Below are 16,718 nucleotides of genomic sequence, written 5' to 3'. Positions count from 1 at the left end.
AACACCGAACTCGGACAGTGATCACAGACCTCATCGGTGTGATATTCGGTACTTCCCGAACTAAAAAACAGCCGAGGAGCCAAGGAACGGGCCCATCGACAGGCACAGGAGCGTGATCTTTGTGAGTACTTCACTCGTGGGGAGATGATTGAAACGTACATCCAGACACCTGCAAGTGAAAATGGGGGAGAAGAAGCCATTGCAGTCTACTCACGTGATCCAGTGCAAGATGCCCGTGTGTTCATTGATCCTGGTCCGCACAACCTTTATCGAGGCTGCCGCGTCCGGTGCCGGGTCCGCTACTGCAACGACAACTTCCTGAAAGCACTTGCTGTCTACCGGATTGACTGACTACACACCTCATACACAGTGCTGAACGCTCTTATCACTACTTCTGCGGTTCAGCAGCGGCGCTATCTCTGCTCATCTCGTGTAGCTCTGTATGAACAGTTTCTCGTCTGGTATACGAACTCCGAAAACCTCCATCCGACGGTTTCTTGCCCCTCTTCGGGGCGCGTTTACAACGCGCTCCGATGGATCCACGTGGTCACGTGCAGCCAACACGTGGAATGTTGCTCCTGCCTACGTTGAAGGGCTGATTCGACCTGGTAGTCACAAAACTCTTCGAGGAATTGGCAAACGGCTTGCAATCAACGAACACCGCATTAGACGCTTCATTAGCGAAAGTCCATGGGAATATGAGGCTGTCCAGAATCATCTCAATCAACAAATCCCAGAGACGATCGCATCGCCAACGGCGATGCAGATCGTCGATGATGTTGATATGCTCAAACAAGGTCATCATAGTGTGGGTGTCAAGCGTCAGTACGCCGGTTCAATCGGGAAGATTGCTTCCTGTCAGGTTGGTGTTGACCTTGTGGCAGCGGTTCCGGGCGAGGCCCGGAACGCCGACCAAATCACGTGGCCACTTGGCTTGGAGTTGTATCTTCCCCGTACGTGGGTTGAAGATGACGAATTTGAAGACCGGCGACAGCAGTGCGATATTCCTGAAGACGTTCGTTTCCGGACGAAACCAGAGATCGCAATTGGTCTTGTTTCGCGTGCACGGAAAGCGTCGGTCCCCCCCGCGGGGGGGGGGCCCGACTCGGGGTATGGGAAATATCTCTCATTCCGTACTCAGCTCAGAGAATGGGATGAACCCTATATACTCGGTGTCAGACCCAAAGCTCTGCCCGTTATCCCAGAATCAACTCCGATTGAGGAACTTGGACGGGGGTCGGGCCGTGGCCGACCCCCGTCTGAACCACGATATCCTGAGGACGTGATTCCCCAGTCCGCTGTAGAGATCTGTGCTGACCTTGATGATGAAGATTGGAGGGAGATAACGTGGGCAGAAGGAACGAAAGAACCGCTTACTGGGCGGTTCTTTCGTACACGCGTTTGTGTTGTGAAGAGTGTGGCAAAACGCCGAATTTCAGACGAAAAAGGGTGGCTTCTAATAGAGGATGCTGAAGATAAGTTGCGAGCGTGGCTGTGCTGGGGAGTTGACGAGTGGAGCTTAGAAGAGTTAGTGAGATATGCCCATCTTCGATGGGCAATCGAGCGTTTTCACGAAGACGCCAAACAGGTACTCGGATTGGATCAATTCGAAGGCCGTACGTGGAAAGGATGGCATCACCACGTGACGATTGTCTTGCTTACGCATGCGTTTATAGCATCCGAGCGGGCCGCGCAAAGCGCGACCGCTCGGCTCCGTCCGTTTCCCGAAGTTGCTCGAGAACTGGTCTACGAAATGGCTACACAGATTGCAGAACACAAGGGGCTGAGACGAGAGAAAGCGAGAGATATCGGCGCGGCAATGGTGAGGGGGTTGACTGATTGGTGATCAACCGCAGAAGTAGTGATAAGAGCGACACCGAACTCACTCAAATTCGTAGACAGCAATCTCCTGTGAGCTACATTCCGGACATTCGGTACTATCGTTCTCGATGAGACAGCCACAGTGTCGACACTCGCGCAAGCAAGTCGAAGAGGATCGAACTTCGGAGACCCACTGGATGAATTTGCTACTGATCATTGGATACTGGATCGATAGCGTCCCTACAGCTGGGACACTCTGCCCAGCATCTCGGTTCACCAGCACATGTGCGATAGCGGATGATCACATGCCGTTCTTCCACCATCGCTCCACAGAACGGACACGATCCGTGCACTATACTATGAGGTTCGGATTCCATATCTTGCTGATGTTCGACTCTCAGGGGATGAGGGAGCGTGTGACATTGGATTGAGATGGCTAGCCTATTGGAATGGAGCCAACTCTACCCCCTCAAACATAAGTAAGTGGATGCCATAGTTATAGCTCAGCTAAGTGGAGTGAAAGTGATTCATTGAGAAATTGATTGCCGATTCTGAGTCCTCTGACCTCCAGAATCTCTCCCCTGACGACGCTACAGTCAAAATACTATTCGTGTTCGGTTAACATTGCCAGTAATATTTGTAAAGTATTGGTGACCATTCCTAACGACCGAAATCACCGAATCTGGCTGTTTGAACGTAGCCGGTTAAACCCAGCAACCGGACGATCTGCCGTCCTGGGCGTTAACCGAACACAGATGGGGTCCTAACTAAAGACCGATGGCAAATTACCATACTAGTGGCAACAGTGCACTATGTTCCAGTTCCGTTGCCCGCCTTTATCGAGTAACTGCTTCGGATCGCTCTGGTGTCGACCAGCAATCGACCGCTAGTCGCCCGGGTTTTTTGCGCACGCGCGTAGGGCTGATATGTCTCGAACTCGTATCAATGGTATGGGTAAACAGAAGGCTGCAGCGGCTGACCTTTCGGTAACATATGATCGCGTCGATGTCTCTGTGTTGATCATCGGTGCTGGTGCTGCTGGTGCCCAAAGTGCCATCACGCTCGCCGAACAGGGCGTCGACGACGTACTCGTGATCGGCAAGCGAGACCACGGTGATGCCCACACCACGTGGGCACGTGGGGGAATCAACGGGGCACTCGGAACCCACGATCCCGAAGACGACTGGACGGTACACGCTGCCGACACGCTCAACGAGGGTCACTTCCTCAATGATCCCGAAAAGGTCGAGACGGTCGCCAAACGGATGCCCGATCGCCTCCGCAAACTCGAGGAGTGGGGGATGAAATACTCACGAACCGACGATGGGGAGATCGACCAGCGCTACTTTGGGGCCCAGTCGTTCCGCCGAACCGCCTTTGCGGGCGACCACACCGGCGAGTCGCTGCTCGACACGCTGGTCGACCGCGCTCAGGCGCTCGAGATCCCCTACCGTGAGAACGTCATGATCACGAAGCTTCTTTCGGACGGTAGCGAACTCTCCGGCGCGGTCGGCTTCGATATGGACACCGGTGAGTTCCTGTTGTTCAACGCCGGAAGTGTGATTCTCGCCGCGGGCGGGTACGCGGCGATATACAACCGCCATACCTCCCGAGACGACGAGAACAACGGCGACGGCCCGGCACTGGCCTACGATGCCGGTGCCTCGCTGATGGATATGGAGTTCGTCCAGTTCCATCCCACGGGGATGGCCGTAGACGAAAGCAACCCCGAATGGGAACCGTGGAGCGGCCGGCTCGTCACCGAGGCAGTCCGCGGCGAAGGCGGGCGGCTCTACAACACGGATGGCGAACGGTTCATGGAACGCTATTCGCCTGACCAGATGGAACTCGATGCGCGTGACGTGGTCGCCCGGGCTATCGCTAAGGAAATCGCCGAGGGTCGCGGCACCGACAACGGTGGCGTCTACCTCGACATCTCCCACCGGGAGGCCGCGTTCATCAAAGAGCGACTGCCCCGGATGCACGAACGCTTCGCCGACCTCGGCGTCGACATGGCGTCCGAGCCGGTCGAAGTCGCGCCGACTTCTCACTACGGAATGGGTGGGGTTGCCGTCGACAGCCACGGCGAGACCGACGTCGACGGGCTGTTCGCCATCGGCGAAACAATGGCTGGCGTCCACGGAGCGAACCGCCTCGGGGGGAACTCGCTGGCCGAGACGGTCGCCTTCGGTGTCGTCACCGGCAACCGCGTCGCCGACCGAGTCGACGGACCGGGTGAGGTGCCGACCGAACTGCTCGTCGACCTCGCCGAACCACATTTCTCTGATCTTGCCGCGATGGCATCCAGCGACGGCACCTACGATGTCGCGGAGGTCGTCACCGACCTGCAGGCACTGATGTGGGGCCACGCCGGGATTCTCCGCGACGATGCCTCACTGTCGGCCGGTCTCGACGCACTCGACGAGGTCCGCGCCAAGGCGGCCGACATGGATGTCGGACCGCTCACCAGCGACTCTTTCGAGTTCGCTGTCGATGTCGGATTCATGCTGACGGCCGCCGAGGCAGTGCTCCGTAGTGCGATCGAACGAACCGAATCTCGTGGGGCCCACTACCGGACGGACTACCCCGAGACCGATCCCGACTGGCAGCGTAACATCTACCTCAAAATATCTGATCTCGATGGGATGCGGCTGGAGACCCAACCGGTTGGGGCACCGAGCCAAGCCGTGCAGGCTGCCCTCAACGAGGGGTACGAACTCGATTACCACCAGCTTGAGTAACGCTGCGTGGTGTCTGTGGTCTCGGAACCCAACTGTGAGCCCGTGGCCTAGCTGTGTCGACATGCTGGATTCCCACTGGCCGTTCGACTCACACCAACCGCGAGCCAACAGCGACGAGTGGGACCAACACGGCGAGATAGGCAATCGCGGCCAGCGGCCAGTCCCGGCGAAGCGCTCCAAGCCGACTGTCGTCGACCCGTGACTCCGGGAGGACGACAATCGCAAAGAAACTCACCATCAGGACCAACAGGACGACCAGCGCGACGAGCTCTGACACGACGGACCTGCCAAACAGTCCCTCGCTTGCGAACAGCAACCAGACGAACAGCGAGCCGGTCAAGCCGCCGATTGAGCGCATCAGCAAGCGGAGAGTCTGGTACAAGTATGAGATCGTAGTCTGAGTAGACCATCCAGTAAATCCGTACCCACCGAGAGTAGGGAGTATATGCCTTCAGATCCCGTATAGGGACTATCCTCTGCGAAGTGATGAATCAGATCGAACTGTATTTTCTGTTCTGACACGAAAAGCATTGACTGGTGGCAGTTTTGACTCACTCTCTGCGCTGATACACCAGATTACTGGCTTCGAAGTGCTCTGGAATGCAGTTCCAGAGCCCTTCGAGTGGACATACACAACAGAAGATCTGAATAGACTGCTTGACAAGGTCCTAGACATAGATTAAAGCTCTGAGAGAGTGTCTGAGTAGTATGGCAGCAATCCCCGAGAAAGTTCGAACAACGCTGAGGGATCGTCTTGAGAACCATGCGCGCACCGCGTGGAACAAGCGGTGCGCGCGTGTTGACGTTCGGTTCCGTGGAGAATATGCCTATATCGAGGCAACTGAGAGTGATCCGTGGATTCGTCCCGATGCTACAGAGCAAGAGATCGAGCAAATCAGGCAGACGCCTACGAAACTGTGTCGACTCACTTGGACAGGAAATCCTGACACGTGGGGCTTCGCGTTTTACAAGTACAGCGACGACCGCTACGAACCGTCGATCTGTCTTGAGGGTTCGTTCGCTGGCTCACCGGAATCATGTTTCGATACCGCTGCGCAACTCTACCTCCAATAGGGAACGCTACTGGGTACGGATTTACTGGATGGTCTACTAAGACTACTATAGTTTAACGAATATATCCTCATACAGAATCCATTTTCGTATAAAATAATCCGAATATTTACCTGCCTCTGCAGTTCTGAACAAGAACAATTGACGCTTGGAGAATATGCGTCTTGAAATCTTAGGGCCGCGCCCGGCCTGAAATACCTATGGTAGGATTCGCCGATGTTAGGCGCGTGAGAAGGTCAAAGCCAAAACTCGCTCACGATGGTGAAGTGGCCGAACGTGATATGTGGCCGCGTGCGGCGGCCCTAGAGTTCTTTTGACCGCTTCTCAATTCATTTCCGATTGTTTCGACTGTGCTGAAACAAAGTGTGGGATAAAGATTTTTTAGAAATTAGGCCGCACATAGCCCATAGATGAAGCATACTGTAGATAAAACTAGAGAATATCGTGTTTTACGAGACATGAATTCCAATAATGCAATTAGCCTCTTGGCACCATCAGCCAATCGTGTCTTCCAGGTCGTCGAATACGAAGACAACGATCTCCGAGAAGAGCTAGCGAAGCTTGATCCAGGCAAGCTAGTGCAGCTCAATCTTGACCGCATTGGTAGCCGAGCAAACGTTTGGAAAGCCAGCTGGCCCGGCAATATGAACCCAGTGCTTGACTAATCGGTGTCAATAACCCACGACAGAAGTTGGCTTGTCAGTGGACTGCCTTCTGCATACGAGCATTACTGTATACACCATTGCGGACATCGTATGCCGTCTGTCGAGACTACACTCATTGTACCGACCAACCGATTTGTCCCCAGCAAGGACAAGTAGCCCTCATATCCTAACTCAAGTTAGATGCACATTGCTTTCGACGATGGAACGCTTCTGCTCGAAGATGCTCCTGATACAGTCCCCTATGCTGAGTGGGACGATCGTGTCGACGAGTATCGAGCACAAGCGCAGCATTACGCCGAGATACGTGCGTGGGGAGACAGCACTAATGGACAGTCTACCCTCTCTGAATCTACAGCATCCGTTGAGTCACTTATCGACGACGCTCGTAACTATTCTGAGTTCCATTTTCAGCCGTCTGTAGCGATTGAACCACGTGATTACCAACAGGAGGCTCTTGCTGCGTGGCGAGACAATGGGCGTCGCGGCAGTGTTGTGCTGCCAACTGGGAGCGGAAAGACGTTTCTTGCCGTTCAGGCTATCGCTGATGCTGGTGTTAGCACGCTTGTTGTCGTCCCGACAATCGATCTGATGAACCAGTGGCACGCAACGCTGACTAATGCGTTCGGAGACCAACTTCCGGACGGTGTTGGAGTCCTTGGTGGAGGAAGTCACGATGTGAGCAACCTAACAGTGACGACCTACGACTCTGCATATCGCTACATCAACGAGTATGGTGATCAGTTCGGCTTGCTCGTCGTCGACGAAGTCCATCACCTCCCGGCTCCAACATACCAGCAGATCCCTGAAATGACGATTGCACCGTATCGACTCGGATTAACTGCCACCTACGAACGTGCCGATGGTGGCCACGATGTGTTGGAGGATCTCCTCGGGAGCGTCGTCTACCGAGAGGAAGTCGACAAGCTGGCAGGCGAGTACCTCAGCGAGTACGAAACGCTTCATCTCCAGGTTGAACTCACAGCTGACGAACGAGAGAGGTACGACGAGGAGTATCAGATCTACCGTGAGTATGTCGACAGTCACGACTTCGATCTATGGAAAGAAAATGGCTACCAGGAGTTTCTCAAACGCACGTCGTACGATCCCAACGGACGTCGAGCCCTGATCGCGAAGCAACGAGCTGAGAAGATCGCTCGAACTGCGGAAAAGAAACTCGACACCCTCGATAATCTCCTGAAACGGCACTACGAGGACCGAACGATCATCTTCACTGCGAACAACCATTTTGCCTACGAAATCTCTCAAGAGTTCGTAGTTCCCTGTATTACTCACCAAACCGAAACTGACGAGCGGACGGAAATCTTAGAGCGATTCCGTACTGGAGAGTACTCAATGCTGGCAACATCTCAGGTTCTAGACGAGGGTATCGATGTTCCAGCCGCGAATGTCGGTATTATTCTCTCTGGGAGTGCATCGAAGCGGCAGTATACACAGCGGTTGGGACGGATTCTCCGTCCAACAGATGAGAACCAACCGGCCCGTCTCTACGAGATCATCTCAGAGGACACGATGGAAACCTATGTTTCACAACAGCGTCGGCAGGGGGTGAGTTAGAGTGCTCACAGCAGATCTTGCACGGTCTCGAACCTACGAAGGTAACATCCGACCATCGCTTATTGACACCAACAAGCAGCGATATCGAGAGACAGCTACGGAACTCATCGGCATATTTGAGGAGCATCTCGGAGAGCCAAAAGGAGAGTTAGAGGATACGATTGACGAGTTGACTATCGCAGATACAGACTACAAAGTCGTCCAGGGACTGGCGAAACTTCTCCAAGACGAGTGTGTGTTTGAGACTGTCGCTCCGGTTGAGCCACGAGGTATTCGGCAAGAACTCTTTGAGGTAGCAAATGAGAATCAGCCAATTGTTCGCCAACCAACGTTAGGAGATGATACTAACTCTCTGTGGGTATACAGCACAGTAGCTGACCGACTTAGGATCTCACTCGAAGAGTGCTATCGAGGGATGTACGCTGATTTGGAGGAGAATAAGCGGCTTGTGCAGTTTGGTGACCGGATTGCAGATGACTACCAGCAGAGCGATGATTCGTCGACAACAACCCGGCTTACCGGTGATAGCGAAGAGTCCTATGCTGAAGATACGATCAGCGTCGAGTGGCTGCTCACTCGCTACAATCTCGCGTTGGCACAGGCTGTTCTGTATGATGCAACCGAAATGCGGGTCCGTGTCTGGGATTCGTTTGCGACAGTATTCAGCTACGTCAAACTGTTCGGCTTGATGCACCGGATCTATCCAATCGACAATACTGGAATTCGAGTTGAGAGTACAGACCTCGCAGATGGCTACGAAGCACGCTTGGATGGCGCAGCATCGCTATTCTCGAAGTCACGAAAGTATGGCATTCGGATGGCGAATTTCCTCCCTACTCTTCCGTTGTGTAATCGGTGGGAGATGGAAGCAGACATTCTGGAAAATGAGGGCGGATCACCCAATCGGACACTCTCATTCGAACTCGACCATACCGAGGGGCTGTCCTCGCACTACTCGGCGCAGAGTGATTTCGACAGTGATGTTGAGCGGACGCTCGCAAAGAAATGGGGCCGTGCTACCACCGACTGGGAACTCCGACGTGAAGACGATGTTCTGGATTTGGGTGCAGAAGTGATGCTTCCTGATTTTGCGATTGAACATCCTGATGGACGGCGTGTTATGTTCGAGATCGTGGGCTTTTGGACACCAGAGTATCTCGAAGAGAAACTGGCAAAAATACGAGCTGCTGACCGTGACAATCTTATTGTTGCTGTTTCAGAACGACTGGACTGTTCGTCCGAGGACTTCGAGGGAATAGACGATCGTGTACTCTGGTACAAATCGGGTATTCACGTCTACGACGTTGTAGAGTTAGCTGAGGAATATGCAACCAATGTGGGGGATATCAATAATTGAACGTTGAGACTCCATATTGATCGAACACCGTTATATTGCCTATCAGACACGTGTCTGACGAAGATTCAAGTCTATAGGTAACTCTATAGGAAATACTATAGGTGATATTTAATGGGAGAAACATACCGTGCAGCTGCCTTCTTGGATAAAGGTGGCACTGGTAAGACGACTACAGTAGCACATCTTGGGGTTGCTCTCGACCAGCTGGGGAAGAACGTATTGTTGATCGACCTCGCAGGGAAGCAGGGAGATCTCGCGAAACACTTCGGCGTCTGGGAGGAATACCGAGAACAGATTGAGAACGACGAAGCTTGGCCCAACATCAGTACCGTATTTGATGACTCTTGGGGGACAATCGCGAAGAAGCTCGGCGACGATGCCGTCGAAGATCTTGTGATCGACACCGGTGAGGGCCCGGCGTTAATCCCGGCGCATCCTGGACTCGATACACTCGACGCCGAGCTCGGGAACATCGACGACGCTCGTGAGAGGTATAGTCGCCTGGAGCAGTTCCTCGACGAGTACGTCGATCCGCTTGATTACGATGTCGTTCTGATCGATCTACCGGGGATGACGAACAACGTGACCTACAATGGTCTATGGGCCGCTCGGAACGCTATTACACCGGTTGAGATGGGTCCATTTGAGGCTGAACAGGCCGATGCCCTGCGCCGGGATCTCAAGAAGATTGCAGACAACTTCTCGGTCGATATTGAGCTCTCATTGGTGCTGCCCAACAAGGTCGACACACGGACAAAGCTCGCCGAAGAGTATCTTGCCTCGTTCGAGGATGAATACGGAGATACAATTGCGCCAACGTACGTTCCGTACTCGCAAGACATACGCAACGCCGCTCAGCGCGGCGTCACAGCGTTCGAGTTGGAAGAGCCTTCAACCACTGCCCAGAAGGCAAGAGATGCGTACAGTGCAGCCGTTGAGGAACTCCTAATTCGCTTGGAGGAACAGAACCTATGAGCGGTGATCAAGAGGATGCCGATCTTGCAGCGTTGCGGGAGCAAACCTCGCAGGGAGATCGTCTCGATGAAGCTGGCTCTGCCGAACAGAAACAGGCCTTGGTCGACGATATCGTTTCTGAGCTCGAAGCGATTGATGGTGGCGAACAGCAGAAGACTGTGAGCGTCTGGGACGGGAGTCTCGCAGCATTCATCCGCGCCTTAGAGGACAATCCTGACCGGATGGAGGATGTTGGCCAGGCACTCCAGCAGCGTCTCGATGTCGATGTTGGTGATGCTGATCGTAGCGATATCCTCCGTTTGGCGTTACGCCTTGGCTTCCAGGAGGCAGCACCTGATGAGTTCGATGCTGTCCGTGAAGCTGTCGGAAAACAGGCCACGAGGAGACTATAGCTTTTTCTATAGGAATTCATATAGAATTAGCTATAGTGAATACTATTGTAATATCTGTAGGCCAATTCGAGCATAGCAATATATGATTTATTCGTAGTTGGCTGCGGTGTCTATCTCACAGTTGTAGGTAGTATCCCACTCTGTTGTTGGGGTTAGTTCCCAACGGTAAGATTTAATTTTGTTGGGGTTGAACCACAGCATGGAATAGCGATGCCTGCGAAGGTAGTGTACAGCGACGAAACCGAAAAGCCGGATGGAAGTCGGTATGAGATGGTCGCTTGGCAGGTTCCAGCGAGTGAGGATTTCCCAAGGGGGCTGAAGTACAGCTTCCAGTACATGGACGCCCACGGCAACACACTGCTCCGGTACGATAATTCGCCTCATCACCTTGATATCGGTCGACATCATCGACACACGGCCGATGGCGAGATCACGAGGTTAGAGTTCACAGGACTATCCGAACTGATCGACGACTTCCAAAACGAGGTAACCGAAATCTATGACCAACGAACCAACTGATACCGAACCAACACATGACGAGTTCACCCCCGGTCCGGACGAGGTTGAGTACCCGTCGACACTCCGCATTACGTCGCTTCCAGCAGAGCAGGCCCAAGCGGCTGCCCTCAAGCGCGCCGAGCGGTGGGAAGACGGCCAAGAAGTTCCACACGTTGTCAACTTCGAAGACCGTAGCCGAGTTCGTCAGCTGCTCACCGACCGACGAATGGAATTGCTCGAAGCAGTGATGGAACATCCACCAGAGAGTATGCGTGGGCTGGCTGACCGTCTCGATCGAGACGTCCATGATGTCCACAATGATCTCCACCTGCTTGCTGAGTATGACATCATCCACTTCGAAGAAGACGGTCGCGCGAAGAAGCCGTACGTGCCCTACGACACGGTCCGAGTCGAGGTTGAGTTTGGCCTTCCACGTGGAGAGGGGTCAGAGTCGACTGCATCGGCGTAGACGTCCCAGGCCAGAACTTCTGGATCACTTCTTCAAGTTTCGTGCCCGCAAAAACACCGACCCACCTATAGGGATAGATATAGTTTTTCCTATAGATATATCTATAGATATACCTATAGATATACTAATAGAGAATCCTATAGTCATTCTACAATATCGTGTTAACGCTTGCTAAGTACTTAACTCGGGAACTACTGAATTAGACCATTGAGTTAGCTTCTATGAGCTGAAGCCCGTTGCATTCAGCATGGACACCTGATTAGACCGTTGGCACGGCATTTTTTATCCCCACAAATTCAAAACCGTCATTCACCAATCGACAAGTATGTCTGACAATTCGAATGCGTCACCAAATTTCCTCTCGTCATTGCCCAACCAACCGATCACAGATCGTCTTGTGAAGAAAATCGGTGAGAGTGACAACCCGAAGATACAGGGTGCGATGGGATTTCCTAGTTCTACCCCTGGCACAATAGAATCGTTCCTATTGAATATGAATAAAAAAGCGCATGTGATAGTTTTTGATCCAACCGCAGAACAATGGCTGATTTACGAGTCTTTCGAGAACACTGAGATGGATCACAATGAGATGATTGACCAAGCTACGGAAATCGCTAACGACTGGTTCGCAGAGAGCCTCTCAGATCGTATCTCTGCTAGAGAAGCAGACGAGTCATGAAAGTTGATATCCGTGAAGCAGCTTATCAGGGCGTCATAAAACAACACCTCGACAATGTTGGCGCACAATTCAGAGAGTGGGGTTGCGACGCCTGTAGTTGCGAATGCCAAAATCTGTGCATGAGTGGCTATCGGGCTCTACGGGCAGTCGTGAAAGAAACTACGCCAGAGCTGAGAGAAGAGGTCGCCGGTCACTCGAACCGTTTCGGTTCGATTCGCGACAATCGCATCGCGTTGCCCGTGACGCCGAGGCTCATCCCCATGTCGCCGACGACGACCGCGACCGCCACCGACACCAGTCCCACCGGCACGCCGAGAGCGAGCAGGAACTTCACGCCGAGGCTCGCCCAGATGTTCTGCCGGATCACGCCGTTGGCCGTGTGCGACAGCTGGTAGAGGTACGGCAGCTTCCCGACGTCGTCGCCCATCAGCGCGATGTCAGCGGTCTCCAGAGCGGTGTCGGTGCCGGCCGCGCCCATCGCAATACCGACCTCGACGGTGGCGAGCGCAGGCGCGTCGTTGATTCCGTCTCCAACCATCGCCACCTCTCCGTACTCCGCCTGCAACTCCTCGACCGCGTCGACCTTCTCGTCGGGCAGGAGTTCGGCGCGGTACTCGTCGACGCCGACCTGCTTGGCGATCGCCCGCGCCGTCCCCTCGTTGTCGCCTGTCAGCATCACGACGTGTTCGATGCCCAACTCGTGCAGGCGCTGGACGGCCCGCTTCGAGGCGGGGCGCACCTCGTCGGCGATGGCGATGGCGCCCAGCAACTCGGTCTCCGTCCCGACGATCACGACTGTCTTGCCCTCCTGCTCCAGCGCGGCGAGCGCGTCCTCGGCGAACGCCCCGTCGTCGGACTCGTCCGCCTCCTCTGCCACGACGCCACCGTCCGTCTCGCGGTGAGCCCGCGAGAGGTCGAAGCCCATCTCCTCGAAGAGCGCGGGCTTGCCCGCGTAGTACGTCTCGCCGCCAATCTTCCCGCGGAGCCCTTGCCCGTCAGGCTCTCAAAGCCCTCGGGTTCGGGCAGGTCGCCCACGCCCGCCTCGTCGGCGCGGGCGAGAATAGCCTCGGCGATGGGATGCTCGCTGCGTCGCTCCAGTCCGGCGGCGTGACGGAGCAGCGTCGCCTCGTCGGTGTCGCCGACCGGGACGACATCGGTGACGGCGAGTTCGCCCTTCGTGAGCGTGCCCGTCTTGTCGACGGCGATCGCGTCGACCTCACCCATCGCCTCGAGGTAGTTGCCACCCTTGATGAGGACGCCGTTCTTCGCGGCGCTGGTGATGCCCGATACCACCGAGACGGGCGTCGAGATGACGAACGCGCATGGGCAGGCGATCACTAGCAGGGTAAGTCCTCGGATGAACCACGTCTGCCAGTCGCCGGCGAAGCTGACCCCGTACCCGGCCACGTTCACCGACACGGGATCGGCGATGAGCAGCGGCGGGATGGCGGCGGTCAGGATCGCCAGCACGACCACGAGCGGCGTGTAGTAGCCCGCGAACCGGTCGACGAACTGCTCGGTCTCGGTCTTGTTCGCCTGTGCCCCCTGCACCATCTCGATGATGCGCGAGAGCGTCGAGTCGCCCGCAGTCGACGTGACCTCCACCTCGAGGTACCCCTCCTCGTTGATCGCGCCGGCGTACACCTCGTCGCCCTCCGTCTTGTCGACGGGGACGCTTTCGCCGGTGATCGGCGACTGGTCGACCGCGCTCTCGCCCTTGACGACCGTCCCGTCGAGCGGGATCTTGTCGCCGGGGCGGACGACCACAGCCTCGCCCACCTCCACCTCGTCGGCGGGCACCGTCACTTCCTCGTCGTCGCGCTTGACGGTGGCCTCGTCGGGCGACAGCTCCATCAGTTCGCGCATGGAGTCCCGCGCTCTGTCCATCGCGTAGTCTTCCAGTAGTTCGGCGATGCTGAACAGGACAGCCAGTGTCGCGGCCTCGACGAAGTAGCCGATGCCGGTCGCGGCGATGATCGCCGTCCCCATCAGCAGGTCGATGTCCAGACTCCGGTTCTTCGCGGAGTAGTAGCCGCCGTGGACGACGGGGAGGCCGCTGGCGGCGACCGCGCCGAGGAACAGCACGTCCGCGACGTGGAGCGGGTAGTCGAGGACGCTCGCCACCGCGGCGTTCTGTCCGGTGAGAACGAACTCGAAGAGGAGACCGAGGGCGACGAACGCCGCGCCGAGCCATGTCTTCTTCGCGCGGGGACTCGTCCATACCTCCGACGGCGGCGCGATGTCGACGCCGTCGTCCGCCTCGGTTTGCTCATCGTCATCGTCGGTGTCCGATCCCCCGACGACCTCGTAGCCGGCGGCCTCGATCGCCTCGACCACGTCAGCTTCGCTGATACGGTCGGGGTCGTACGTGACGTTGGCCGTGCCGGTGGTCGGCTGGAGGGTGGCGTCGAGAACGCCGTCGGCGCGCTGGAGGCTCTTGTCGACCTTCTGGGCACAGGATGGGCAGTCCATCTTGGGGACGGCGAGGCGGGCGGTCAGCTCCTGTCGCTGACCGCCCCCGCTCGCCCGCCCGGCCGCGTTTGATTCATCAGTCATCACCCTGAGGTAAGGGCCTCTGTTCGATAAGCCTTAGTTGGAATAATCCAAAACAAAGGCGTCAGAGAGATGCCAACGATTCGTCCGCCACCGTTTCGCCGGCGACGTGCTGCTTCGCCAAGTGTTCCTCGGCCCGCCGGATTCGATAGGTGAGCGTCGAGCGGGGCACGTCGAGGTGGTCGGCGAGGTCACTCACGTCCACCTCACGTGGCGACTCGTAGTAGCCGTGTTCGACAGCGGCCTGGAGGGCGGTCTCCTGCTCGGGCGACAGCCCACCCGTGTTCTCACTGCCGTTGTTCGCCGTCGTCGCGGTGTCTGCGGTTCGGAGCATCTCCGTCTGGGCACACTCCTCGACGGCCGCCTCGAGGTCGTCGAAGAACGCGGCCACGTCGCCCTCGCCGGAGTGGGTGAGCCGCCACGTGTAGTGACGGCCCTCGTGGCGGGTCTCGAACAGCACGCCGTCGCCGAGGTGGTCGCGGGCGATGTGGGGGACGGACGCGCAGTCGGGCGTGCGCTCCCAGTCGGAGTAGAGGACGAGCGTGTCCTCGGTTCGGTCGAGGACGCGCGTGGTCTGCGTGGCGCCGCAGTCCTCAGTGGCGAGACAGTCGGCGTAGTAGTCGCTGGTGAGAAAAGCGTCTTCGATGGCGTCGAGCGCGTCCGGGGTTCCGGTGGCGTGGTCGACCCGACAGAGGCGGTCGGCGGTCGCGTGCAGCGAGAGCGAGCGGACGCGGGCGACGGGGTGGTCGGCGAGGGCGTCCGCCACCCTGTTGCACCCCGGCTCGTACTCGAAGGCGAAGGCGAGTTCGCGCATACCCACGCGTAGGGGGTGACTGGGTATAACATGTGGGCTCGGTGCTGCCCTCGCGGTGCCGAGAGTCAAATCACGTCGTCGGGCTCGTGTACGTCTCGCATTCGCTGGGCCTCGGTGGCGTACTGTTCCTGCAGATTGAGGTCGTCGACCGAGCCGAGGTTGTCCGGTTCGGCGTCGACGGCGGCCGTCGTGTCTCGCACATCGGTGAAGGAGGTGAGCGCCCGCTCCTTGCGGTAGTACTGCTCGCCGTCTGGGGTCGCGTAGGTGAGGATGATGAGGTTCTGCTCGTCGTCGGAGTAGGTGCGTTCAACCAGCCAGACGCGAACACCGTCGTCGGGGTCGTCAGCCATGTCGCTGGCTACGGGAACCAGCCGGAAATGGGTTGGCGACTCCACTGGAGGGAAATGACGGCAACGGGGCTCGATGTATCAGCGAGCGAGAATATCCTCGACATGCTCGCCGAGGAAGAGATGACGATCGAAGGAGTTCGGCGTCAGACTGTTCGACTTCGGGTTCGAGGTGCTTCTCTACAATATGTGGCTCTTGGTGGACTTCCTCGTACAGGTGTCGATGGAAGGTGAGGTGCGGTCGAAGCCTCGGATAACGGCTGGAAGGTTGCGCGGCTTCCTCGACCGACGGGTGAGCTCACTCCTGTAGTAATCACTCCTCGGGCTCGCTCGCCGGTAGAGGCATGACAAACCGTCTCCCCCGTTTTCGTCGTCGTGTGGGTGGTCTTCCCCGGAATCTTCTGATTCGCCAGCTTCTGGTGGTGGTGTGATCGCCCATCTTGGTCGTTGACCAGACGAGAAGGGGAAACTGGCCCAGATCCCATGCACAACTTCGGGGTTATTCGTAACTACAGACTTCGCAGTTTCTATATCAACATATGGTTCATACAATTTTTCCAAATAATGCCCTCAAACGTTACTTAGCGTGTTGTCCAATACGGACAAGTGGCTAACCAGAAGTATTAGATAATAGGGCTCTGTAGTTTCGCTAGAGGTAACGGCGAAAGCTCCTTTATTGCTGTAGAAAGCGAAGAGACAGATTACTTTGAATTCGGAAATCCGTCTCTTCACCCGTAATGCAGTCGCGAAAGCTAAATTAG

At 56.2% G+C, this 16,718-nt stretch carries 15 protein-coding genes and 1 pseudogene; 11 read left to right on the top strand and 5 right to left on the bottom strand.

Annotation, left to right across the window (positions count from 1 at the left end; all coding sequences use genetic code 11):
- Positions 1-442 precede the first annotated feature (442 nt).
- The gene (locus tag O2S87_RS15165; protein WP_475409618.1) at positions 443-1,846 is read left to right on the top strand and encodes an IS701 family transposase; all 1,404 of its coding nucleotides are present in this window, start codon (positions 443-445) and stop codon (positions 1,844-1,846) included.
- A 181-nt stretch (positions 1,847-2,027) separates the two neighbouring features.
- Here O2S87_RS15165 and O2S87_RS15160 read toward each other — a convergent pair whose 3' ends face one another.
- Positions 2,028-2,198: a DUF7837 family putative zinc-binding protein gene (locus O2S87_RS15160; RefSeq protein ID WP_475409617.1), complete on the bottom strand. Its 171-nt coding sequence runs from the start codon at positions 2,196-2,198 to the stop codon at positions 2,028-2,030.
- Between the two features lie 573 nt (positions 2,199-2,771).
- On the opposite strand from O2S87_RS15160, the gene O2S87_RS15155 reads away from it, so the two are divergent.
- Positions 2,772-4,562: an L-aspartate oxidase gene (locus O2S87_RS15155; protein WP_475409616.1), complete on the top strand. Its 1,791-nt coding sequence runs from the start codon at positions 2,772-2,774 to the stop codon at positions 4,560-4,562.
- 88 nt (positions 4,563-4,650) lie between these two features.
- Here O2S87_RS15155 and O2S87_RS15150 read toward each other — a convergent pair whose 3' ends face one another.
- Complete coding sequence (locus tag O2S87_RS15150; protein WP_475409615.1) at positions 4,651-4,920, bottom strand: hypothetical protein; 270 nt, start codon at positions 4,918-4,920, stop codon at positions 4,651-4,653.
- Between the two features lie 350 nt (positions 4,921-5,270).
- On the opposite strand from O2S87_RS15150, the gene O2S87_RS15145 reads away from it, so the two are divergent.
- From O2S87_RS15145 to O2S87_RS15105, 9 genes are all read left to right on the top strand, one after another.
- Positions 5,271-5,636, top strand: a complete 366-nt coding sequence (locus O2S87_RS15145; protein WP_475409614.1) for a hypothetical protein — start codon at positions 5,271-5,273, stop codon at positions 5,634-5,636.
- A gap of 407 nt (positions 5,637-6,043) precedes the next feature.
- A complete protein-coding gene (locus O2S87_RS15140; RefSeq protein WP_475409613.1) occupies positions 6,044-6,298 on the top strand; it encodes a DUF7999 family protein in 255 nt (84 codons plus the stop codon).
- Between the two features lie 180 nt (positions 6,299-6,478).
- Positions 6,479-7,873, top strand: coding sequence for a DEAD/DEAH box helicase (locus O2S87_RS15135; protein ID WP_475409612.1), 1,395 nt, complete (start codon positions 6,479-6,481; stop codon positions 7,871-7,873).
- A gap of 1 nt (position 7,874) precedes the next feature.
- The gene (locus O2S87_RS15130; RefSeq protein WP_475409611.1) at positions 7,875-9,230 is read left to right on the top strand and encodes a DUF790 family protein; all 1,356 of its coding nucleotides are present in this window, start codon (positions 7,875-7,877) and stop codon (positions 9,228-9,230) included.
- A 111-nt stretch (positions 9,231-9,341) separates the two neighbouring features.
- Complete coding sequence (locus O2S87_RS15125; RefSeq protein ID WP_475409610.1) at positions 9,342-10,205, top strand: ParA family protein; 864 nt, start codon at positions 9,342-9,344, stop codon at positions 10,203-10,205.
- Complete coding sequence (locus tag O2S87_RS15120; RefSeq protein ID WP_475409609.1) at positions 10,202-10,597, top strand: DUF8115 family protein; 396 nt, start codon at positions 10,202-10,204, stop codon at positions 10,595-10,597. Before O2S87_RS15125 ends, O2S87_RS15120 begins: the two co-directional genes overlap by 4 nt.
- Positions 10,598-10,807: 210 nt before the next feature.
- Positions 10,808-11,116, top strand: coding sequence for a toxin-antitoxin system TumE family protein (locus O2S87_RS15115; protein WP_475409608.1), 309 nt, complete (start codon positions 10,808-10,810; stop codon positions 11,114-11,116).
- On the top strand, positions 11,097-11,564 hold the full coding sequence (locus tag O2S87_RS15110) for an HVO_A0114 family putative DNA-binding protein (protein WP_475409607.1): 468 nt from the start codon (positions 11,097-11,099) through the stop codon (positions 11,562-11,564). The genes O2S87_RS15115 and O2S87_RS15110 overlap by 20 nt, the downstream gene beginning before the upstream one ends.
- A 325-nt stretch (positions 11,565-11,889) precedes the next feature.
- Positions 11,890-12,243, top strand: a complete 354-nt coding sequence (locus tag O2S87_RS15105; protein ID WP_475409606.1) for a DUF7964 domain-containing protein — start codon at positions 11,890-11,892, stop codon at positions 12,241-12,243.
- A gap of 190 nt (positions 12,244-12,433) precedes the next feature.
- Here O2S87_RS15105 and O2S87_RS15100 read toward each other — a convergent pair.
- From O2S87_RS15100 to O2S87_RS15090, 3 genes and pseudogenes are all read right to left on the bottom strand, one after another.
- Positions 12,434-14,799, bottom strand: a pseudogene (locus tag O2S87_RS15100) (heavy metal translocating P-type ATPase).
- A 61-nt stretch (positions 14,800-14,860) separates the two neighbouring features.
- Positions 14,861-15,610 (bottom strand): helix-turn-helix domain-containing protein, encoded by a 750-nt coding sequence (locus O2S87_RS15095; RefSeq protein WP_475409605.1) that lies wholly within the window; start codon positions 15,608-15,610, stop codon positions 14,861-14,863.
- Positions 15,611-15,675: 65 nt separating this feature from the next.
- On the bottom strand, positions 15,676-15,960 hold the full coding sequence (locus tag O2S87_RS15090; RefSeq protein WP_475409604.1) for a DUF7967 family protein: 285 nt from the start codon (positions 15,958-15,960) through the stop codon (positions 15,676-15,678).
- Positions 15,961-16,718 lie beyond the last annotated feature (758 nt).

The organism is Halohasta sp. A2, from assembly GCF_056175805.1.
This window is presented reverse-complemented; position numbering and strand designations above follow the sequence as displayed.